Source organism: Nocardia flavorosea NBRC 108225, assembly GCF_001613385.1.
Classification (GTDB): domain Bacteria; phylum Actinomycetota; class Actinomycetes; order Mycobacteriales; family Mycobacteriaceae; genus Nocardia; species Nocardia flavorosea.
The window spans coordinates 145,475-166,364 of sequence record NZ_BDCG01000017.1 but is presented as its reverse complement, the minus strand read 5'-3'; the positions used below and the strand labels follow the sequence as shown (position 1 = coordinate 166,364).

At 67.7% G+C, this 20,890-nt stretch carries 20 protein-coding genes; 8 read left to right on the top strand and 12 right to left on the bottom strand.

Annotated features, from left to right (window positions below; all coding sequences use genetic code 11):
• Nucleotides 1-11 precede the first annotated feature (11 nt).
• Together NFL01S_RS23010 and NFL01S_RS23005 are read left to right on the top strand one after the other, a co-directional pair.
• A complete protein-coding gene (locus tag NFL01S_RS23010) occupies nt 12-863 on the top strand; it encodes a crotonase/enoyl-CoA hydratase family protein (RefSeq protein WP_062978370.1) in 852 nt (283 codons plus the stop codon).
• A 126-nt stretch (nt 864-989) separates the two neighbouring features.
• On the top strand, nt 990-2,039 hold the full coding sequence (locus NFL01S_RS23005; RefSeq protein WP_062978369.1) for a hypothetical protein: 1,050 nt from the start codon (nt 990-992) through the stop codon (nt 2,037-2,039).
• A 91-nt stretch (nt 2,040-2,130) separates the two neighbouring features.
• On the opposite strand, the gene NFL01S_RS23000 is transcribed toward NFL01S_RS23005, so the two are convergent.
• Complete coding sequence (locus tag NFL01S_RS23000) at nt 2,131-2,970, bottom strand: alpha/beta hydrolase (protein ID WP_062978368.1); 840 nt, start codon at nt 2,968-2,970, stop codon at nt 2,131-2,133.
• Nucleotides 2,971-3,543: 573 nt separating this feature from the next.
• On the opposite strand from NFL01S_RS23000, the gene NFL01S_RS22995 reads away from it, so the two are divergent.
• Entirely contained in the window at nt 3,544-4,692 is a 1,149-nt protein-coding gene (locus NFL01S_RS22995) for an MFS transporter (protein ID WP_062978367.1), read from the top strand.
• 80 nt (nt 4,693-4,772) lie between these two features.
• Here NFL01S_RS22995 and NFL01S_RS22990 read toward each other — a convergent pair whose 3' ends face one another.
• The 7 genes from NFL01S_RS22990 to NFL01S_RS22965 all read right to left on the bottom strand — a co-directional run bounded on the left by NFL01S_RS22990 (nt 4,773) and on the right by NFL01S_RS22965 (nt 11,136).
• Nucleotides 4,773-5,054: an SRPBCC domain-containing protein gene (locus NFL01S_RS22990; RefSeq protein ID WP_062978366.1), complete on the bottom strand. Its 282-nt coding sequence runs from the start codon at nt 5,052-5,054 to the stop codon at nt 4,773-4,775.
• Between the two features lie 212 nt (nt 5,055-5,266).
• Nucleotides 5,267-5,695, bottom strand: a complete 429-nt coding sequence (locus NFL01S_RS22985) for a hypothetical protein (protein WP_062978365.1) — start codon at nt 5,693-5,695, stop codon at nt 5,267-5,269.
• 150 nt (nt 5,696-5,845) lie between these two features.
• Entirely contained in the window at nt 5,846-7,201 is a 1,356-nt protein-coding gene (locus tag NFL01S_RS22980; RefSeq protein WP_062978364.1) for an FAD-dependent oxidoreductase, read from the bottom strand.
• A 29-nt stretch (nt 7,202-7,230) separates the two neighbouring features.
• Nucleotides 7,231-8,058, bottom strand: a complete 828-nt coding sequence (locus NFL01S_RS22975; protein ID WP_245670838.1) for an SDR family NAD(P)-dependent oxidoreductase — start codon at nt 8,056-8,058, stop codon at nt 7,231-7,233.
• A complete protein-coding gene (locus NFL01S_RS37100; protein ID WP_245670837.1) occupies nt 8,055-8,225 on the bottom strand; it encodes a hypothetical protein in 171 nt (56 codons plus the stop codon). Before NFL01S_RS37100 ends, NFL01S_RS22975 begins: the two co-directional genes overlap by 4 nt.
• Nucleotides 8,219-9,097: an extracellular solute-binding protein gene (locus tag NFL01S_RS22970; protein WP_245670836.1), complete on the bottom strand. Its 879-nt coding sequence runs from the start codon at nt 9,095-9,097 to the stop codon at nt 8,219-8,221. Before NFL01S_RS22970 ends, NFL01S_RS37100 begins: the two co-directional genes overlap by 7 nt.
• Before the next feature lie 95 nt (nt 9,098-9,192).
• A complete protein-coding gene (locus NFL01S_RS22965) occupies nt 9,193-11,136 on the bottom strand; it encodes an oxidoreductase (RefSeq protein ID WP_062978363.1) in 1,944 nt (647 codons plus the stop codon).
• A gap of 122 nt (nt 11,137-11,258) precedes the next feature.
• On the opposite strand from NFL01S_RS22965, the gene NFL01S_RS22960 reads away from it, so the two are divergent.
• From NFL01S_RS22960 to NFL01S_RS22940, 5 genes are read left to right on the top strand one after another with little or no spacing between them, the layout of a single operon-like run.
• Complete coding sequence (locus tag NFL01S_RS22960) at nt 11,259-12,296, top strand: ABC transporter substrate-binding protein (RefSeq protein ID WP_084493170.1); 1,038 nt, start codon at nt 11,259-11,261, stop codon at nt 12,294-12,296.
• A gap of 40 nt (nt 12,297-12,336) precedes the next feature.
• Entirely contained in the window at nt 12,337-13,119 is a 783-nt protein-coding gene (locus NFL01S_RS22955; protein ID WP_062978362.1) for an SDR family NAD(P)-dependent oxidoreductase, read from the top strand.
• A 1-nt stretch (nt 13,120) separates the two neighbouring features.
• Nucleotides 13,121-14,284, top strand: coding sequence for an ABC transporter ATP-binding protein (locus tag NFL01S_RS22950; protein ID WP_062978361.1), 1,164 nt, complete (start codon nt 13,121-13,123; stop codon nt 14,282-14,284).
• Nucleotides 14,284-15,981: an ABC transporter permease gene (locus tag NFL01S_RS22945; protein WP_062978360.1), complete on the top strand. Its 1,698-nt coding sequence runs from the start codon at nt 14,284-14,286 to the stop codon at nt 15,979-15,981. Before NFL01S_RS22950 ends, NFL01S_RS22945 begins: the two co-directional genes overlap by 1 nt.
• A gap of 43 nt (nt 15,982-16,024) precedes the next feature.
• Nucleotides 16,025-16,789, top strand: a complete 765-nt coding sequence (locus tag NFL01S_RS22940) for an SDR family NAD(P)-dependent oxidoreductase (RefSeq protein WP_062978359.1) — start codon at nt 16,025-16,027, stop codon at nt 16,787-16,789.
• 390 nt (nt 16,790-17,179) lie between these two features.
• On the opposite strand, the gene NFL01S_RS22935 is transcribed toward NFL01S_RS22940, so the two are convergent.
• The 4 genes from NFL01S_RS22935 to NFL01S_RS22920 form a co-directional block, all read right to left on the bottom strand.
• Complete coding sequence (locus NFL01S_RS22935; RefSeq protein WP_062978358.1) at nt 17,180-18,199, bottom strand: MBL fold metallo-hydrolase; 1,020 nt, start codon at nt 18,197-18,199, stop codon at nt 17,180-17,182.
• Nucleotides 18,196-18,531 (bottom strand): EthD domain-containing protein, encoded by a 336-nt coding sequence (locus tag NFL01S_RS22930; protein WP_062978357.1) that lies wholly within the window; start codon nt 18,529-18,531, stop codon nt 18,196-18,198. The genes NFL01S_RS22935 and NFL01S_RS22930 overlap by 4 nt, the downstream gene beginning before the upstream one ends.
• Before the next feature lie 140 nt (nt 18,532-18,671).
• Nucleotides 18,672-19,295, bottom strand: a complete 624-nt coding sequence (locus tag NFL01S_RS22925; protein ID WP_062978356.1) for a TetR/AcrR family transcriptional regulator — start codon at nt 19,293-19,295, stop codon at nt 18,672-18,674.
• A 43-nt stretch (nt 19,296-19,338) separates the two neighbouring features.
• Complete coding sequence (locus NFL01S_RS22920) at nt 19,339-20,856, bottom strand: class I adenylate-forming enzyme family protein (RefSeq protein WP_062978355.1); 1,518 nt, start codon at nt 20,854-20,856, stop codon at nt 19,339-19,341.
• Nucleotides 20,857-20,890 lie beyond the last annotated feature (34 nt).

Here is a 20,890-nt window from a genome sequence, read left to right as displayed (position 1 = left end):
TGCTGTCGGCTATGGCCGATATCCGCCTCGCTGTTTCCGATTCCGTTGCCACCATCACCCTGGACCGCCCGGCCCGGCTCAATGCGTTCACCACCGCAATGGGCGAGGAGCTGATCGACGCGTTCGACACCTGCGACCGCGACGACGGTGTCCGCGCGATCATCGTCACCGGCGCCGGCCGGGCTTTCTGCGCCGGGGCCGACCTCTCCGCGGGTGGACAGACCTTCGTCGCGCCGGAGGACGGGAACCCGGAATCCTTCCGCGACGGCGGTGGGGAAGTGGTGCTACGGATGTTCGAATCGCGTAAACCCATTATCGCCGCCGTCAACGGGCCCGCCGTGGGCGTCGGTATCACCATGACCCTTGCCGCCGATTTCCGGCTGGCGGTCGAGGGTGCCCGGATCGGTTTCGTCTTCAACCGGCGCGGTATCGTCCCCGAATCCTGTTCCAGCTGGTTCCTGCCGCGGCTGGTGTCGATGCAGAAGGCGCTGGACTGGGTGTATTCCGGGCGGCTCGTGGACGCGGCGGAAGCGTACGAGGCGGGGTTGTTCTACGGGTTGTATTCGCCGGAAAGCCTGCTGGACGAAGCAGTTGCTCTGGCCCGCCGCGTCACCGAGCATTCGGCGCCGGTGTCGGTGGGTTTATCGCGGCAGATGCTGTGGCGGGGGCTGGGTGCCGATCATCCGATGATCGCGCACCGGGTCGAATCGCGCGGGATCCGCAGCCGTGGAGCCAGCGCAGATGCGCAAGAGGGTGTTTCGTCGTTCTTGGAAAAGCGGGCGGCCAATTTCCCGGACAGTGTGCTGCGCGATACCCCGGATATCTTCGGTGTGGATCTGCCGGTCCCGCCGTTCCGGGATTGACCCGGATTCGCCAGGGCGAGTGTACTTTCGGTACCAGTTAACTCTGGAATAGTGAGTTCGCAAAAGTGCGCGAACACGGTGTCTCTTGTCTAGGATCTGTGGCACAACGATTTTCGGAGGTGCTGCATGCCGGACGAAGTCCTGGCGCCCAATATCGAGCTTTACTCCCGTAACGGTTTCGCCGGTCCGAACACCACCATCGTCCGGGCCCAGTACCGGCCGCGGTTCCTGCGTGCCCGCGGCGAGTACCTACCGCGTCGTTTCCACACCTGGGAACTACCGGCCCAGGTTTTCGCCGAGCCGAAAGCCCTCCCGGTGCCGATCCTGGAGGGGGAGGGGATCGGCCTCGAGCTGAACCGCCGCACCACCGCCATGTCGTTCGGCTACGTCAATGTGTGGGCCGACGAACTGCACTACATCGTCTCCGGGCGCGGCCGGCTCGACACCGAGGTCGGCACACTCGACGTCCGTACCGGCGATTTCGTGCTCATTCCGCGCGCCGTGACCTACCGCTGGGGCGAAATCGCCGAAGAGATCAACGAATTCATCGTGGCCACCACCAGCGAGCTACGCCTGGACCCGGAGGGCGCCCCCGCCACCTTCAACCCCGATCTCCACCTCGATCGCCCCGTCCCGCACGGCCGGCCCGGGGACGCGGTGGACGACGAATACGAGGTCGTGGTCCGCACCGGCGACAGGTTCACGTCCTACTACTACGACGTCGACCCGATCCCCTGCCTCGATGTCATCGGCGCCCCGCTCGTGGTCCGGTTCAATATCGAGAATGTGCAGGGTCTCGCTGTCGCCGAAGGCGGACTGGCGCCTGCCCAGCTGATGAGCAGCACCTCCGGCCGCGACTACATCTTCGGCGTCGGCAGCCGCCACAGCGCCCGGCCCCCGGTACATCACAACGCCGATTTCGACGAGGTCATCTGCTACGGCATGGGCCCCTCACCGTGGGGTTCGGTCGATACGCCCGGCACGGTCACCTGGACCCCGAAGGGCATCCTGCACCAGGGCCCGGAAGAGAACGTCCAGCCCGGCTACCGGGCGTGGCTGCTGGAAACCCGGTCCTCGTTGACGATGACGCCGGCCGGCCGGGATATCGCGCATCTGATGGAAACCGGCCAATACGGCGTCCATCCGGCCGAAGGGCAACCGGTCACCGCGCGCTGAGTTCGGTTAGTGCCGGGCACAGCCGTGGTGCCCTGTGCCCGGCCGACCGGGCACAGGTCCCTCAACTCTCGCCGCGTTCCTGGTATAGCGGTCAACCGTTGCGCGCGGTCCGGCCGAGCCAATCGAGGATCGAATCGATACCGGCCCGGAACCCTGGCGAATCGGGGCGGTCGAGGAAACCGTGCCGCGTACCCGGGACGACACGATGCTCGGCCGGCACCCCGGCCTCGGTGAGTTCACCGGCGAAGGTGGTACTCGAGGCGCTCAATGTGTCGTAGGCGGCATCGAGCAGCAGTACCGGCGGCAGGGCGGTGAGTTTACCGCCGCCCGGGAAAACCTCCGGATCCGCGAGCAATTCCGGCGATCCCGCATAGTTGAGGTTCATCCGCCGGATCATGTGCGGCGTGTAGGTGCCGATCCGGCGCCGGCCCCGCACCCGCGCCCGGACCGAATCCGGTAGCGGCGGCAGTTCGGCGTGCAGGGTCGCATACGCGAGGATTATCCCGACCGGAACCTCCGCGGACCGGTCCCGCAATCGCAGCGCGCCCGAGGCGGCCAGGCAGCCGCCCGCGCTCGCGCCACCGATCACGATCCGCCGTCCGCCCGTCATGAGGTCGGTGGCGGCGGTGAGGACATCGTCCAGCGGCGCCGGATAGCGATTCTCCGAGGGACGCAGAACCGGCGGACCCCAGAGCCGGAACCGCGGCACCAGCGCATAGTCGACGGTGCGTACCCGCCGCCCGGCCGCGGCCACTCGTAACGCCACCGCATGGGATTCGTGCTGATCGAGCCCGCCGGAAACGAACGCACCCCCGTGGATCCACAACAGCGGGTCGGCCGCCGGATCGGGGGCCGCGGGCAGGTACTCCCGGATCGGGACCGCGCCACGGAGCCCGTCGAGGGTCCGATCCCGGACCTGTGGGTCGTTCATCCGCCGTCCTCATCTGTGGCGTACGCGCTTCGGGCGGTCGGCGGCGCCCGGAATCTTCGCCGCCCGGCATCGGAGCCGACAGTCCCGGATACCTCGCAGACCACGGGGAATCGTATCGTCCCGGATGCCGAGCAGGGTGCCAGGCCGGCCGGGCCGGAGCCGCCGCCGCGTACCGGGGCTGCTGAGCACCTGCGGAGGCCGCTCGTCTGCGCCGGAACAGGGGCTGTAACCATGAACTGCGCACTTTGTCGGGGGTCATGGAGCCGGCGCACGCCATCGGCCCGGCGGACACCGAGCGCCGAGTGCTGAGACCCGGTCTCGTGGTCCGCGAGGGCCCCGTGATCAGCAGCGGTCGTGGTGTTGCCGAGCCGCGCAAACCTCTCGCACCCGGGCAGTAACTCGGCGAGCCGGCGACCGGCCGGGCGGACCGGTGCCCCCCGGTGGGTGAACTCACAGCCCGGATGAGGAAACCTGTCCCCGGACCGCCTGTTGCACGGAAGCGTGACTTCTACCGCTACCGGCACGGCCACGACTCCGGGACCCACTGCTCGCACCAGCTGGCATATCCCGGCAATGCTGGCGCTGGCGCTGGGCGGCTTCGGGATCGGCACCACCGAATTCGTGACGATGGGGCTGCTGCCCGATATAGCGGATGCTTTCGCGGTGTCCGAGCCCACCGCCGGGCATGCCGTCTCCGCTTATGCGCTCGGAGTGGTGGTCGGTGCGCCGGTGATCGCGGCGGCGTGTGCATCGGTGGCGCGCAAACGTCTCCTGGTGGTGCTCATGGTGGCGTTCACGGCCGGCAACCTGGCGTCGGCTTTCGCGCCGAACTTCGCGACCCTGGTCGGCGCACGTTTCGTGGCCGGCCTGCCGCACGGCGCCTATTTCGGGGTCGCCTCGCTGGCCGCGGCGACGCTGGCGCCGGTGGGGCAGCGTGCGAAAGCGGTAGCGGCGGTCATGCTCGGGCTGAGCACCGCCAATGTCGTAGGTGTCCCCGCCGCGACCTGGCTGGGCCAGCATCTCGGCTGGCGCAGTGCGTTCGTTCTGGTCGGGATGATCGGAGTGGCCACCGTCGTGGCCCTGGTGCGGTACGTGCCCGCACTGACCGGGATCGCGATCACCAACCCGCTCACCGAACTGGGTGCGCTGCGCCGATCTCAGGTGCTGCTCACGCTGGCTGTGGGCGCGATCGGGTTCGGCGGCATGTTCGCGGTCTACACGTATGTGAGCACGACCCTCACCGATGTGGCGGGCCTGAGCACCGGGCTGGTGCCGGTGGTGCTGATGCTGTTCGGGGTCGGCATGGTGCTGGGCAATATCGTCGGCGGTGTCCTCGCCGATCGCGGCGTGGACCGGTCGATCTTCCTGGCCATGGGCGCTATGACGGTGATCCTGACGGTGTTCGTCGCCGCCGCGCACAATCCGGTCACCGCCGGGATCGGCGCCCTGCTGGTCGGGGCGGCGGGAGCCGCCCTGGCGCCCGGATTGCAGACCCGGCTCATGGACGTGGCCGCCGACGCTCAGACCTTGGCGGCCGCGCTCAACCACGCCGCCCTGAACATCGCGAACGCGGCCGGCGCCTGGCTCGGCGGGCTGGTGATCGCCGCAGGCTACGGCTATACGGCACCCGCGGTGGTCGGCGCCGGTCTCGCCTTGCTGGGTGTCCTGCTCTTCACCGTCACGGTGTGGGCGGCCCGGCGCGGAGTGGCCGCGCGCGCCTGACAGCAGAACGGGCCCGGGCCGCGCGGTCGCGGTCGGGCGCTCGTGAGCTGCGTCCGATGCGCGACCGCGCGGGGTCGAGGTCAGTCGGTTACGGCCTGTTCCTCCAGACGTTGCAGGAGCTGCCGGGAGCCTTCGATCCCAAGGGAATCCTCTACATGTTTGCGTTTGTCCTCTGCGGAAGAAAACCGTGACCGCAGGGTCACTCGTGTTCGGTCGCCGAGCTCTTCGAGATCGACAACGGACTGGAAAGCGGCCGAGCCGAACTGCTCGGAACCGAGGGTGGTGTACACGAGTCGTGTCGGTGGCACTACGCGGGGTGCGCCGATGGTTCTTGTCGTGACCAGGGTGTGGGAATCGTCCATTCCGCTGCTCCCTCGATTATCGAGACTTCGAGGGGGTCGCGCGTCACCGGCTATCCGCACAATGGTTCAGGTTCGGCTGTGGGATCCGGGTGCGCGAAGCGGACCCTGGGCCGGCTCCGACAGCGGATGCGAGAAACCGCGTGGCGGGAATTCCCGGCCGCCGACATCCGGCTCGATATGCGACGGGGCTTCGGGCCTGTCCGCAAGGGAAGCTAATCCGGTGCGGTGACCGCTGTCTCCTGGACCGTGATCCAGCGGTAGGACAGGTCCGGATCGACGCGCAATACCGCCGTGGTTCGCCTGTGGTCCTGCCCGGTAGTGTCGCGCTGGCATTCGACGAAACGGGCCACGGTGGTATCGCCGTCCGAGCGCAGCGTTTCGACCTCGGAGACCTCGATCACCAGACCGGGCCGGCTGTTGCGCGCTCGGTGCAGACCGGACAGCAGGTCGCGTTTGCACACCACCGTGCCCTCGGCGGTGACCATCGAGAAGTCCTCGTCGTGTGCGGCGGCGAACCTGTCGAGGACGCGCGGTGAAGCGGCCGAACCCAGCCAGGTCGCCAGCAGATCGTGGACCCGCTCTATTTCGGCCGCGATATCGAGTTCACCGGTGCGGCCGGGTGACCGGGGAGATTCCGTCATCCGAGCAGAATAGTGCGGCGGCGGCCGGGAACGGGCCATCGAGCCCGTTTCCGCGCGGCGGCCGACGGGGGCCCACGTGTTGCCGGGGTAGTCGATCGGCGCCGTGCCTGCGCTGGGCCGCCCCTCATCGGCGGCCCAGCGCAGTCGGGCCTACCCGATGTTCGCCGCGGGCACGTGAGAATCGGCCGGCCGGTCCCCGGTCGCGGTATCGGCGGCCGCCAGACCGAAGACGAGCGCGGGCGCGATCCCACCGGCATAGGCGTAGTCGTAGAGACCCCCGGTATCGGAACCCGCGGCGAAAAGCCCGGCAATCGTGCCGCCGGTCGCGGACAGGACACGTGCGGTGGCGTCGATGCGGATGCCGTGGAACGGGAAGGTCAGCGCGGGGCACGTTTCGATGAGGTAGTACGGGCCCTTGTCCAGGGGCTGGTCGTCGTGGGTCCGAGTGGGCCGGACCGCGGCACCGGCGGCATTGACCTGCCTGATCTGCTCGGCGACGGCCGCCCCGTCGTATCCCCACTCCGGCGGCAGATAGGCGAAATCCTCCAGGGTCTCCGCAATACCGCAGCGGCCACCGCGGCGCTGGGTGAGCTCGAACTTGTCCACCGCGATCGCCCCCTCGACATAGCTGCCGAGGACCCATTCCCGGTAGACGCGTTCGTCGGCGACGAGCAAACCGCGGGATTCCGGCTGGTCGAGCAGGTGCATCGCGGTGAGGTGATCACCCTGGGTCTCGTCGGTGAAGCGCCGGTTGCCGAGGTTGAACAGCAGTGCATGCTCGCTGTAATACAGCGACAATGCCACGAAATCGGCGGGATCGCGGAACGGTACCTGCGCCGGCACCAGATGCCCGTAGAAACCGGAGCGCGTATTCCCGGTCGCGGCGCCCACGCTTTCGGCCAGGCGCAGACCGGCTCCCGCGCTCACCTGGTTGGCCCGCACCTGCATTCCGGCGGCGCGGGGATGAATGTGCTCGGCGACGAGCGTGCTGTCGGCCTGGAAGCCACCCGTAGCCAGAATCACTGCGGCACTGTGTATCTCGATTTCGGTGCCATCCGGCCTGTGTACTCGGGCGCCGGTTACCGCACCGTCTGCGGTGTGCAGAGCCAGAGTATCCGTGCCGGTGAACAGCTGCCCCCCGGCGCTTACCCGACGCCGGCATTCGTCGAGGTACTGGTTGGTGTCGAAGTGGTGGCCGCGGCCGTAGCGCAGGATCGGTACCGCATCGGCGCAGTGCACGCCGAGCGCCCGGATCCACGCGATACCGTCGGCGAATCCGTCCACGAGTGCGTGGCGCAGCGCCGGATCGCCCTTCGGGTTGGCCTCGTCCATCACCGCCCGGTCGGGTGCGGTCCAGGCATATCCGGCAAAGCGCGCCGACCCCCCGACGGCATCGGCCTTTTCGACCACGACGACCGAAGCGCCGCGGTCGAGCGAGCGGGCCGCGGCGGTGAGGCCGGCCATCCCCGCGCCGATCACCAGGACATCGGTTTCGATCCTCTGCATTCGTACTCCCTTGTTGCTGATCCGGTGGTTCAGGCCGTGAACCGGCCGCCGTTGCTCAACAGCACCGCGCCCACGACATTGGCGGCGGACGGTGCGGCGAGATACAGGATGTTGTCGGCCAGTTCTTCGGCGGTGGCGTATCCGCGGGCGGTGCCTTCGGACATGGCAGCGCGCAGATGCGGTGGTGTGCGCCGGGCCATCCCCGTATCGACCGGACCCGGGGCGACGGTGTTCACCCGGATCCCGAGATGCGCCACCTCTTTCGCCACCGACTGACTGAGCGCGTGCACACCCGCCTTGGACGCCGCATAGTGCGGATAGCCGGCCAGGGTGTCGAACGCCGCCGACGAACCCACGGTGACGATCGCTCCGCCGCCGGAATCCTGCATGGCGCGGACCGCGGCGCGCAGGACGTGGAAGGTGCCGTCCAGATTGATCGAGAGGATGCGCCGCCAGTCGGTGTCCTCGAGGTGGGTGATGACCTCCGGCGGCCGGTTCTGTGCGGCGGCCTCGTAGATGCGCTGTTTGCTGCGCGGATCGTCGACACCGGCCGGGTGGACCACGATATCGACCCGGCCGTGCTCGGTCAGCGCCGCGGCGAAGACCTGATCGACCTGAGCCGAATCGGCCACATCCAGTTCGACCGGGACGCCGCCCGCGATATCGGCCGCCACCGCGGCAACCGCCCGCCGGTCGATATCGCAGAGGTGCACTGCTGTCGCTCCCCGCCGCGCGAGCAGCCGCGCGGTGGCGGCACCGATCCCCGATCCGGCGCCGGTAACGAGCGCCACCTTCCCGTCGAACTGCTGGTCCGGCACGGTCGTCTCCTCGTGTGTGGTGATGGAATCGGTGCTCACTGGAAGATGTTTTCCCAGTCGTTGCGGTACTTTTCGGCGCCTTCGCCGACGGTCACCTCGAGGTTCTGGTCGGGAATGTCCTGCGCCACCGCCAGGGCGCCCTCGATGTCCGGCAGGACAGATCCGTATCCGGGGGACGTCGCCTGCTGGCCGGACCGGCTCACCATGAAGTCCGCGAGTACCTGGGCCGCGTTGGGGTGGGGGCCGAGCCCAGCGCCAGGCCGTACCAGCGTGCCCCCCATACCGCCGGTCCGGCGGTCCAGCCGACGGGTGCGCCCGCCGCCTGTTCCGGCAGCATCGGGTTGCACATCAGCGCGGCCACGATCTCGCCGGAGGCCAGTGCCTGCCCGAGTGGTTGGGAGCTCGGGTAGATACGTGGCGCGTTCTGCGCGAGCCGGTCGAGGAATTCGCGGCCGCCGTAGTTCTCCTCGATATGGTCGTAATAGTCGATGTAGGTCGGCGAGGTCGCCGGGGTGACGATTCCGACCCTGCCTTTCAGTGCCGGGTCGAGCAGATCCTGTGCCGTCCGGATGCCTTTGGGGTATGCGGCGGTGTTCCAGCCGAAGCCGAGGACCACGGCGCCCTCGAGGAAGAACCTCCCGTCGACGATGCTGTCGGCGCGCCGGTACTCGGGCGCGTCGAACGCGGGACCGATGACCTCCACCGCCTTGTCCGTGTCTGCGGCCGCCTGCATCCAGGCCGTATCGGTGATCACCGCGACATCCCCCGCCCCCTTGCCCGTGCGGGCTTCGATATCGACGCGGAAGAGCAGGTCGGAGTCGATGCCCCGGACCACGGTCAGATCGATACGGGGATAAGCCTTTTCGAAGGCTCGCTCGAGGTCCGCGAGCACGGGTTGGGCCTGCGTCGAGTAGAGCGTGACGGAGCCTTCTTCGTTCGCCGCCGCCACCAGTTCGTCCCACGATCCGGAGACCGGCCGGGACACCGCGGTGGGACCACCGCATCCGGCGAGAGTCAGGGTGATCGCCCCCAGCACCGCTACCGTCCCCAGAACCCTTTTCCGAAGGGGTTTCCGCATACTCACCTCTCCTTGTCCGTGGCGAACGGTCCGCGCCTCATCCGGGCCCGCCCGCCGATCACGCCGGTGGCCGGCGCAGTTCTGTGGGGCGCCGGTCACCCGGCCTGTGCGGGCACTCGCGTGCTGCCGAGAATCGTTTCCGCGGCCGCGTAACCTTCGGCGACGGCGTGGGAGACCCGCCGGGGGACGAGGGCATCGCCGATGACCTGCACCCTCGCCTGCGTCAGTAGCTCCGGGAAGGGCCGCCAGTCGGTGGCGATCCGTTCCCCCGCGACCACCACCCGATCGCAGGCCAGCTCACGCAACTCCCCCGAGAACGCGTTGCGGTAGCCCACGACGGTGTCCGGTCCATCGTCGTGCACCTCGACCTGCGCGGCCTGGACGACGAAATCCACTGGGCGGCCCGCCAGCCGGCGCAGCAACTGCACCCGGCTTTCCGCCGGTACCCCTGCCGCGATCGCCGGGCCGGGGACGAGCACGGTGACCCGGCCGGCACCTCGGGTCAGCGCCGCTTCCACGGCGCCGAGGGCAGGCCAGTAGCCGAATCCGTCGTCGACCACCACCACGTGGTTACCGGGCCGGATCTGCCGCGGATCGGTCAGGACCGAGGTGGTCGTCACGGCGCGGGCGGTTTCGGATTCGGTGGCGCCGGTCGCTACGACGATCTCGTCGAAATCGGCGAGATCCGCCGGAGATACCCGGTGCCCGAGTTCTTTCCGGACACCGTCGAGGTTGTCCTGGTAGTAGCGCAACAGCGCCGACCAGCCCGTCCGGTTCGGTGCCTGCGCGGCGGTGCGCAACTGGCCCCCGACCCGCGGCTGTACGTCGAAGAGGGTGACGTCGGACGCCGGAGCCAGCCGGAGGGCGGCTTCCAGACCTGCCGGTCCGGAGCCGACCACCGCGACGCGGCCCGTTCGGTAACGCGGCCGGCCGAAACGTAAGGGCTGCGCCGGGCGTGCCGAGTGACCGGGCGGCGCCAAGACCGGGTTCACCGTGCACAGCAATACCGGGGTGAACGAACGGCAATCTTCGTTACAGGACACACAGGGCCGTATCGTGGAATCCTCACCCCGTAGGAGTTTCACCGCGATCTCCGGGTCGGCAACGAAGGGCCGTGCCATCCCGACCAGGTCCGCGCCGGCGGCGAGGGCGCCTTCGATCTCCGCTCGCGACCGGAACGCCTGGGATACCAGTAACGGGCGGGTGGTCGCCGCGCGCAGCCGGTCCAGTAGCGGGAGCAGCGGCGGTTCGGTGGTGGCCATATCGCGGACGTAGGTGGTGCGTACGCCGGCCGTGATGTCGAGGTAGGCGAACATGTCCAGTAGTGGCAGCAGTTCGCACAGGCCGTCGGCGTCCAATCCCGCTTCCTCTGCACCATCCAGCGAAATCCGTACTCCGACGACGAGGCCGGGGCAGGCTTGCGTGATTTCGGTGTGCAGCCGGTGCAGGATCGTGGCCCGCTCGGTGGCGGTAGTGGCATCTGCCCGGGTGTTCGTGGCCGGAGACAGGAACTGGGCCAGCAGGTATCCGTGGGCGGCGTGCAGTTCCACTGCGGCGAAACCCGCTTCGGCAGCGTGGCGGGAACTGCGGACGAAATCGGCGATCACCCGGTCTATATCACTGTCCGACAGCACCCGTGCGCGGACCGGTTCGCGCGGCGACCGGACGGCCGACGGCGCGACCGGATGTTCCCAGATCTCGGCGCCGAGGGTTTCACGCCCCAGATGTACGAGCTGGCAGGCCGGTATCGCGCCGCCTTCGGCGATCGCCCGTGCGCGCCGGTGCAGGCCCGGGAGGGCATCGGGCAGGGAGGCGTCGGTGATGTTTCCTGTCCGGTTGCCGGAGTCCGATCCGACCACCGTTCCCCCCGCGATGACCATGGCCGCACCTCCGGCCGCGCAGCGCCGCCAGTAGTCGTCGTCGCCGGGCCGGGCGGCTCCGGCACTGACCACGCCGGAGCCGTGTGCGGTCGCGACCAGGCGGTTACGCAGCTCGAGACCGCCTATCCGCAGTGGGTCCGACAGGAGAGGGGAGACCAAGAGTTCCTCCTTGAACTGGATTCACTTCATATTATTGCCACAAGGTGATTGACACCACAATGGGTATGGCATAGTTTCAAACTGACATCAGTTCAGTTCTGTGGGATGTGGGTATTCGCACTATGAAGTTGCTGTTCCAGGCCACGGCGGCCGTCGCGGTCCTCGCTGTCACCTCCGTACTCACTGCCTGTGGCGCGAGTCCCGGAACCACGGCTCCGGTATCGGGAACATGGGACGAAGTGATCGGCGCCGCCGAGAACGAAGGCAGCGTGCTGCTCTACTCGAGCCAGAAACCGGCCAATCTCGAACGGCTCGAAAAGGCCTTCGAAACGGCGTATCCCCGCATCGATCTCGAATTCGTCCGGGGTACCGACGCCGATATCAATCCCCGCGTGGAAACGGAGAACCGGACCGGGCGCGGTACCGCGGACGTCCATATGCTCACCGACGCCACATGGATCACCAATGCCGCCCAATCGGGCAGCTATTCGACCGAACTGATCGGGCCGAACCTGCGGGCACCGGAATATCGGCCGGAGGCCGGCGTGCTGGAGAACCGATTCGCGCTCAGCAGCGCGGCCGTGTTCGCCCTGGGCTGGAACACCGACGCAGTGCCTTCCGGCCTGACTTCGCCACGTGACATTCTCGACCCGAAATACACCGGCAAGATCGGCATCGTCAATCCCACCGGCATCGCGTCGTACGTCGATCTCTACCGGTATTACGCCGATACCTACGGCGCCGACTTCTGGGAGCGGATGGCCGAGCTGAAACCCCGGATATATCCGAGTGCACTCGGTATCGCACAGGCCCTCGCCTCGGGCGAGATCATGGTGACTCCGTCGGTGCAGCCGCTGGTGACCGAAGTGGCCGCGGGCGCTCCGGTCGACTGGGCTCTTCCGCCGCAACCGTGGGGCACACCCTGGTACAGCCATGTGCTGAGCGTCGCGCCACATCCGAACGCCGCCCAGCTTCTGGTTGACTTCCTGGCCACTCGCGAGGGACAGACCGCGCTCAACGAAGGCTATGCCGCAGCGTTGCCCGATATCCCGGGCTCCGTTGTGCAGGCACAGGATATCGCCGCACCCGACACCCGTGATCTGACACCGGACAAGGTCGCGCAGTACTCCCAGGAATGGGCCCGGCGATTCCAGAGCTGATCCGGCTCCGGCGTTCCCGATACATCGACGAAGGATAGGCATGGACGATACGGCCGAGCCCTGGCACGGCACCCACGTACTGGTGACCGGAGCATCCGGCGGGATAGGCGGGGCAACCGCCGAACTGTTCGTCGCGAAGGGCGCGACGGTCTACCTCACCGATATCGACGATATCGCCGGCCGGGAACGCGCGCGGGCGCTGGGCCCACGCGCCCACTACCGTCACCTCGACGTCACCGACGAGGCCGCATGGGACGCGGTGGCCGGCGCGATGCAACAGTCCGGGCACGAGATGAATGTGCTCGTCAACAGTGCCGGAACTGCGATGAAAGCGACGCTGACGCAGACCACGCTCGACGAGTTCCGCCGGATGATCGACCAGCATCTGGTCGCGACATTCCTCGGATTGCGCACCGCGGCCGCGGCGATGACCGGGGGCGGCTCGGTCGTGAATATCTCCTCGCTACGCGGTGTGCTCGCCACCGCCGAACTCGGCGCGTACGGCGCCGCCAAATTCGGTGTCCGCGCGCTGACCAAGGTCGCCGCACTGGAATTGGCCGAACAGGGCATCCGGGTGAATTCGGTATGCCCCGGCAGTATCACGACCGAGATCACCGCGGCCCCCGGCTTCGCCGCCGACGATGTAGCGGCATATATCCGCAGTATTCCGATGCAGCGCCGAGGCGACCCCGCCGAAGTGGCCGCGGTGATCGCCTTTCTGGCCGGCGCCGAGAGCAGTTATGTCACCGGAACCGATCTTCTCGTCGACGGCGGAACCGCCGCCGGCGTCCGCACTCCGAAACTATCGACCCAGAAGGCATGAGATGACGTCGCAATTCACCGTTTCCGGCCTGACCAAGACCTATGGCAACAACGTTGTCGTCGATCAACTCGACCTCACCATCGAGGAGGGCGAATTCCTGGTGCTGCTCGGTCCGAGCGGGTGCGGGAAAACTACGACGCTACGCTGCCTGGCCGGGTTGGAAACACCCCAGGGCGGCGCGATCGCTTTCAAGGACCGGCCCGTTTTCGACGCCGAGGCGCGGCTGAACACGCCCGCTCACAAACGCAATATCGGGATGGTGTTCCAGTCCTACGCGCTGTGGCCGCATATGACCGTCCGCAACAATATCCGCTACCCGTTGAAGGTCCGGAAGATGAAGGAAGCCCTCGCCGAGGGGGCGGTGGAGGCGGCTGCCGAGATGGTCGATTGCGGGAAGTTGCTCGACCGGTATCCGTCCCAGCTCAGCGGCGGCCAGCAACAACGAGTGGCTGTCGCCCGCGGCCTGGTGGCGCGGCCCGATCTGGTGCTGTTCGACGAACCGCTGAGCAACCTCGACGCCCGGCTCCGCGACCAGGTGCGCACCCAGATCCACCAGCTGCACCAGAAGCTCGGATTCACCGCGGTATTCGTCACTCATGACCAGTCCGAGGCATTCGCCCTGGGCGACCGGCTCGCCATCATGAAGGCCGGCAAGATCGAACAGTACGATGCGCCCGAACAGGTCTTCGAGAACCCGGTATCGGACTATGTCGCCGCCTTCATCGGGATGAGCAACAAGTTGTCGCTGCGGCGCGGACACGACGGCTGGGAAACCTCGGCCGGCGACCCGATCGACCTCACCCATGCCGTGGTCCGCGATTCCGCCGATCGGCACACCACCGCCGTCGCCCGGTTGCGTCCAGACGATGTGCTGTTGCACACCGGTGCCGAGGAGGTGCCGCCCGGCAATCTCGCCCTGCACGCCGAACTGGTGACCTACGAATACGGTGGCCGGTACTTCGATGTCACCGTCGAAACCGGTGGTGAACAACTGATCCTGCGGGCGCCCGCCGCCCGGCACAGTGCGGCCCTGCGGGGCAGCCGCCCGGGCGCACGGCTGGTCGTGAGCTTCTCCCCGGCGAGCCTGCGTGTTTTCGCGATGCCGGGAGACGAGCCCGCCGCCGCGCCGGAACCCGTCGCCGTGAGTGCGGGAGGGCACGCCTGATGGCCACCGTCACCACCGCCGTGAACCGCTCGTTCGCCTTACCGGCGCAATGGCGGACCCGGCTCGGGTATTTCGCCCTGCTCGCCGTGCTGGCATATCTGGTGGTGCTGCCGATGATTCGGTTGCAGTCGCTGGCCTTCGAAGACGGTGCCCGCGGCTACCGGGCGCAGTACACCCGTTTCGATATCGGCGAAACCATCGGGACCACCATCGCGCTCGCGCTGGGGTCGCTGGTGATCGCCATGGTGCTCGGCACGCTGCTCGCGTTCGCGGCGAGCCGGCTGCCGCAACGCTTCGGGTTCCTGCGGATAATCCCGATCCTGCCGATCGTGATGCCGGCGGTCGCCAACATCGTGGGCTGGGCATTCCTGCTCTCGCCCGGGCCGGGCTACCTGAACGTCCTGCTCCGGAAGCTGCCCTGGTGGAGCGGCACGGATTCCGGGCCGATCGACGTATACACCGTGCCGTGGATCATCATCCTCACCGGATTCGGGCTCACTTCGTTCGTGTACCTGTTCGTCAGCGCCGGTATGCAGAACATCGGCGCCGAACATCTGGAGGCTGCGCAGATCAGCGGATCCTCGACCGTCGGAGTTTTCTTCCGGGTCGTCCTGCCACTGCTGCGGCCGTCACTGATCTACGGTGGCGGTATCGCGCTGCTGTTGGGGCTCGGCCAGTTCACGGGCCCGCTGCTGCTCGGCCAGAACTACGGTGTGAAAGTGCTGACGACCGAGATGTATCGCCGGGTCTCGGAATCACCGTCGGATTTCGCCGCGGCGGCCGCCGCCGGTTCACCACTGGTGATTTTCGGGTTGGTGCTGGTGCTGATCCAGAAAGGACTGCTGGGCAACCAATCCCGTTTCGTCACCCACGGCGGGAAATCCTTCGCGCCGGCCGGGGGCCGCTCGCTGTGGGCCACGGTGACCATTGTGGTGTACGCCCTGTTCGCGCTGATCATCCCACTGATCGGACTGATCATCGTCGCGCTGACCCCGTACTGGTCCGGGTCGCTGTCCTGGGATCTGCTCACGCTGGACAACTTCCGTGCCCTGGCCGCCGACAGCGCCATCATGAGCTCTGTGCTCACCAGTGTGTCGACCTCGCTGGCCGCCGTGCTGATCTGCGTACCGCTGGGTTATCTGATGGCCACCCTCTTGGTCCGCGGGCGGCAGTTCAAGATCATGGCATTACTGGCCGATCTGATCACCGCGCTGCCCTTGGGTATTCCGGCAGTTATCTTCGGTGTCGGGTTCCTGCTCACCTATACCGAGCCGCCGCTCATCCTGTACGGGACCCAGACCGTGATCATCCTGGTCTACATCGTGCTGATGCTGCCCTACGCGACCCGGATGCAGATGACCGCCATGCTTTCGCTCGGCAACACCTACAGTGAGGCGTCGGCGACCAGCGGCGCGTCGCCACTGGTGACCAATCTGCGGGTGATGCTGCCGCTGATGCGGCCCACCGTCCTCAGCGCCGTCGCCCTGATGTTCATCCTGCTGACCCACGAATTCGCGGCCTCGTTGCTGGTGCGCGCCTCCACCACCCAGGTGATGGGCACCCTGCTGTTCGACCTGTGGCAGAACGGCTCCTACCCGCTGGTGGCGGCGATGGCGCTGCTGATGACAGCGGTGACCACCGCGGGTGTCGGTGTGGCCATGCTCGTCGGCGGCCGCAACGTGCTGAACAAGTTGTGAACGGCCGGCCCGCATACATCTCCTCGAAACAGAAAGGCCTGCCATGGCTACGGGTCCGTCGCGGTTGATCGACAAGGTGATCCTGGTGACCGGTGCGACCGGCGGTATCGGTGTGGAAATCGCACGCCGCCTCGCCGCCGAAGGCGCCGTGCTGGTGGTGACCGACCTCGGCGAGGCGGCATGCGCCGATCTCGTCGCCACCCTGGACCGGCCGGACCACCATCTCACCCGGACCCTCGATATCGCCCGGGAACAGGAATGGGGCGCCGTGGTGAGTGCGGTGCGCGACCGGTACGGGCGGTTGGACGCCCTGGTCAACAACGGCGCCATCGGCAGCCTGGCCTCGGTGGTCGACGAAGATCTCGACCGCTACAACCGGGTGATCGAGGTCGGCCAGACCGGCACGTGGCTGGGTATGAAACATGCCGGAGCCCTGATCGAGCAGAGTGGGGGCGGCTCCATCGTCAATCTCTGCTCGATCCTCGGCACCGTCGGCGGATTGGGTAACAGCCTCGCCTACGCGGCCGCCAAGGGGGCGGTGCGGACGATGACGAAGAACGCCGCCCTGCACTGGGCGGCGAAAGGTGTCCGCGTCAACTCGATCCATCCGGGCTTCATCGAAACCGGACAACTCCTCGAACGCTATGAAGGCACCGACCGGTATCGCGCGATGCTTGCTAATACACCGATGGACCGGCTCGGCAAGCCCGAGGAAGTAGCCGCCGCGGTGGCGTTCCTGGCCGGAGACGACTCGACCTTCGTCACCGGCAGCGAACTCTACGTGGACGGCGGCTGGACCTGCGCCTGACGGCGCGGAAGCCGGGGTTGTCTCCGCCGGATGAGGGCGGAGACAACCTCAGCGGTCTGTTCATCCCTACGGGCCCGCCGCCACGGCATGGGCGCTGGTAGCGCGCCGCTGTCGGGCTGTCGCGTGTGCTATCGCCGGCTGCGTCAGCGGCGGTCGCTGTGGGTAGCAGTGGCGTATTGCCTGCGATCGGGCCGGGGTAGGCCTCCGGCACCCGGAGCTGATGACAGTGGCGACGCAGCAGACGGTGCCCACCCGGCTATGGGATGCGGGCGGATGGCAGACGGTACGCGATCGGGTCACCGTGGTGGGTGTTGCCGGTGCGAAAAGCGGGACTGGGCCCGGTACCGGTCCGTGGAGGGGCTGGGTACTGTCGGGCAGATCCCGGATAGGTCAGAGCGCGGGTGCGAAAAAATCGATACCGGAGTCTGTTTCGCCGGTCAGGTCGTTCCGGGCGACCAGAACATCGAGGTGCGCCATCGTTTCGCAGGCGGCCACCATCTGATTGAACGTATCGAGGGTGTCGAATGGGCGCTCCCGGCGCGTCCAGGTCAGCGCGCGGGCGACTTCGAGACCCGTGCAGGGGGCGAGTTCGGTGACGGCGGTGCGGATCTGCCCGAATCGCCGATCGTGATGATCCAGCAGATCCCGGGCCCGCCGGCCGGCGTTGCCGCCGTCGGGGCCGTGGGCGGGCAGCATGGTCTGATCATCGTCGTCGCGGAGCAGAGCGAGCGAGCTCAGGTAGTTGTCCAGCGGGAGCTCCCAGATGCCCAGTTCGAAGCCGATGGAGGGTGTGATGGTCGGCAGCAGATGGTCGCCGGTGAACAGCAGCCGCCGGGCGCGGTCCTGAAAAACCACGTGTCCCTTGGTATGGCCCGGGGTGGCACGGACCTCGAGTTCGTACCCGCCGAGGGTGAGTGTCCCGGGCTGCAGCCATCGATCGGGGGCTGCCCAGTCGGCGACGTCGAAGGGTTCGCCGATGCTGTCGGCGTACGCACGTGCCGCGATATCGGTGGCGCCGGCGCGGCGTAGTTCGCGCAGGGAACTGGTGGGCACATTGTTGCCGAGTGCGCGGATCTCCGCGAGTCCGGCAGATTCGCCGGCGCCGAGATGGACTCGGCAGCCGTGGCGGCGCCGCAGTTCCACCGCGAAGGTGTAGTGGTCGCGGTGGATATGGGTGACCAGGACATCGTGGATATCGTCGGGGGAGCGGCCGATCCGCGCGAGACCGGCGGTGAGCTCGCGGTAGGTGCCCGGGCGGTGCCAGCCGCCGTCGATCAGGACGAGTCCGGTATCGGTTTCCAGCGCATAGACGTTCACCGCGCGTAATCCGTCCTGCGGTAGTTGCAGCGGAATGCGGTGGATGCCGTCGGCGACCGGGTAGCAGCCGGGCTCGGCCCAGTGCGTGCTCATTCGCCGCTGCCGCCCAGGGGCACCATGGTCTGCTCTTCGCCGAACCAGATCATGCGGCGGCCGCGCATCGCGCCCACATGCTGGACGGCGGCTTTCCATTCGGGGCTGGCCAGCGCCGCGTCGAGCGCCTCGCGGGATTCGAAGCTCAGGATCGACAACCCGTCCCAGCCGGCCGATTTGTCGTCGAAGGTGTCGAGTAGTTCGGTGTGTTGCCAGCGCAGCAGGCCGGGCAGCGGATAGGTCATTTCGGCGTGTTCGCCGCGCCACCATTCGATGAACTGTTCGTGCGACCAGTCGCTGGGCCGGGACGCCAGCACGATGAGGTTGTACACAGGTACTCCTAACTGAATTCTGTTCAGGTTGGTAGGGTGTGCCCCGGCGCCGTTCGCTGTCGCCGTCCGGGAGCCGGGCAGGTCCGGTCCACCGGCCCGAGCGTGCCGGAACTGTGGTCCGCGCCGTGCGGGTGTTGCCGTCAGGCGCGCACCATCCGCACCGCGGTATCGGTGACGGTATCGGTGATCTCCGCCAAGGTGAGCGTGCCGTCCGGGCGATACCAGCGCCAGACGCTGATCACCACGGCCAGTACCATCCGGCCGAGAATCTTGGGATCGCCGCCGGCGAAAACGCCGGCCTCGATGCCCCGCTCGATCAGCTCGGTCCAATTCTGTTCGATCTCCTGGACCAGTTCCCGCGACCGCAGCCGTTCGGCCTCCTCCTTCTCCGATTGGCGCGGTTGGGCGAGCAGGTCCATATGGTTCTGCAGAATGCGGCGTTGCAGGGCGTCGATCGGCTCGGCGCGCAGAGCGGCGGCGACGGCGGCGCGCAGGGCCTGCTCGGGATCCTTCTCGTTCTCGGTCGCCGAGACGAAGCGGTCGACGGAATCGGCGAGTTCGAGGCGCATGATCGTGAGCAGGCAGTGCGCCTTCGACTCGAAGTAGTGATAGAGGGCGGTCTGGCCGATACCGACTTCATCGGCGATGGAGGCCCATTTCGTATGGTCGTAACCGACTCGTCCGAACTGCTCGATGGCGGCCGTCAGGATGCTGCTGCGTTTCGACCGCGGGCTTTCCCGCCGGGCGCCGGTGTCAACGGTCATGAGTTGTGCCCCCAAATATCGGCTGTGTGTGGGTCGGTCAACTCTACAGCCCAACCTGAGATGAATTCGAGTCAGCCGCGGCGAGCCGGGTGGCGAGCTGGATCGCGTCCGGCCGGGACAGTTTCCCGACCCGGTTCTGCGGCAGGTCGGTGACCGGGAAAAGGTATTCCGGCCATTTGAACTTCGGGAAGCCCGCCGCGGCCAGCCGGTCGGTGATGCCGGTCAGCGTCGGCGTCACGCCGTCGGCGACGACCAGCGCCGCCGCCCGCTCGCCGAGCAACTCGTCGGGAACCGGAACCACGCAGACCTGCACGATTCCGGGCAGTGCCGCGATCGCCGACTCCATCTCGTTGATATCGATATTGCGGCCGCCGCGGATGATGATCTGTTTCTGTCGGCCCATCACCCGGATCGAACCGTCTGCGGCCACCTCTACGAGATCGCCGGTGGGCAGGAATCCGTCCGCGGTGAGGTCGGGCCGGCCGGGGACGCCGCCACGGGCATAACCCACGAACAACGACGGCCCCTTCACCTGGGCGTCACCGATCGCACCGGCAGGCAGCCGCGCACCCGATTCGTCGACCGCGCGGACTACGGTGCCGGGGAAGGGCCGCCCGTCGCGACCCAGCCGGATTTCCGGGGGATCGTCCGGCCGCGGGGTCGTATGACCGAGGCATTCCGACATTCCGAAAACCCGGAGGAAGGTGGTGCCCAGCTTGGCCTCGGCCTCGGCCAGGGCTCGCTGGTTCATCGGCCCGCCGCCCACGGTCATCGCCCGCATACCGGCCAGTCGGCCGGCGCTGTTGGCGGTGACCGAGAGCTGTAAAGCCATGGTCGGTACCAGCATGGTCCAGGCGATCCGATGCTCGGCCATGGCGTCGAGCGCGGCCGCCGGAGTCCATCGACCGAGGGTGACCATGGTGCCGCCCAGGAAGGCCGGCAGATACATACCGAAACAGAACGCGGCCACCGAGGACAGCGGTACGAACGCACCCACCGATTCGCCCGGCCGCAGGCCGACGGCTTCGATGGTGCTGCGGCAGGCGTAGCGGATGGCGTCCTCGGACTGGACCACGCATTTGGGACGGCCGGTGGAACCGGAGGTCATGGCGATGGCATTGCCGCCGCGCCACCGCTGTACCGGGCCGAACGGGACGCCGCGCGAACGGAGCACATGGTCGCCGAAGGCGGTGGCAGCGTCAGGGAACTCCGTCGCGGGGACATCCCATCGACTGAGGGCTGCGGGTTCCGCGATCACCAGATCGGGGTCGATATCCGCGAGCGCGAACCGGAATTCGGATTCGGTGGCGTGCGGGCTGAACACGGCCACCACACCGCCCCGAAGGCCCACGGCCAGCGCCGCGGCGAGCGTGCGCCAGGTGTTGTCCGCCTGGATGATCACGGTCGGTCCCCGGCCGTCGATGGCCGCGATACGTTCGGCGAGCGCGTGCGCCGTCGCCATGATCTCGCCCGAGGTGTGCTGTCCGAGCTCGTCGATCACGGCGATGTCGCCCGGAGCCCGGCGGGCCCGCTCGACCATCTCCTGCGCCAGTACTTTCATCTACCCGTTCCTTGTGCCGCTGTGCTCTCTGTTT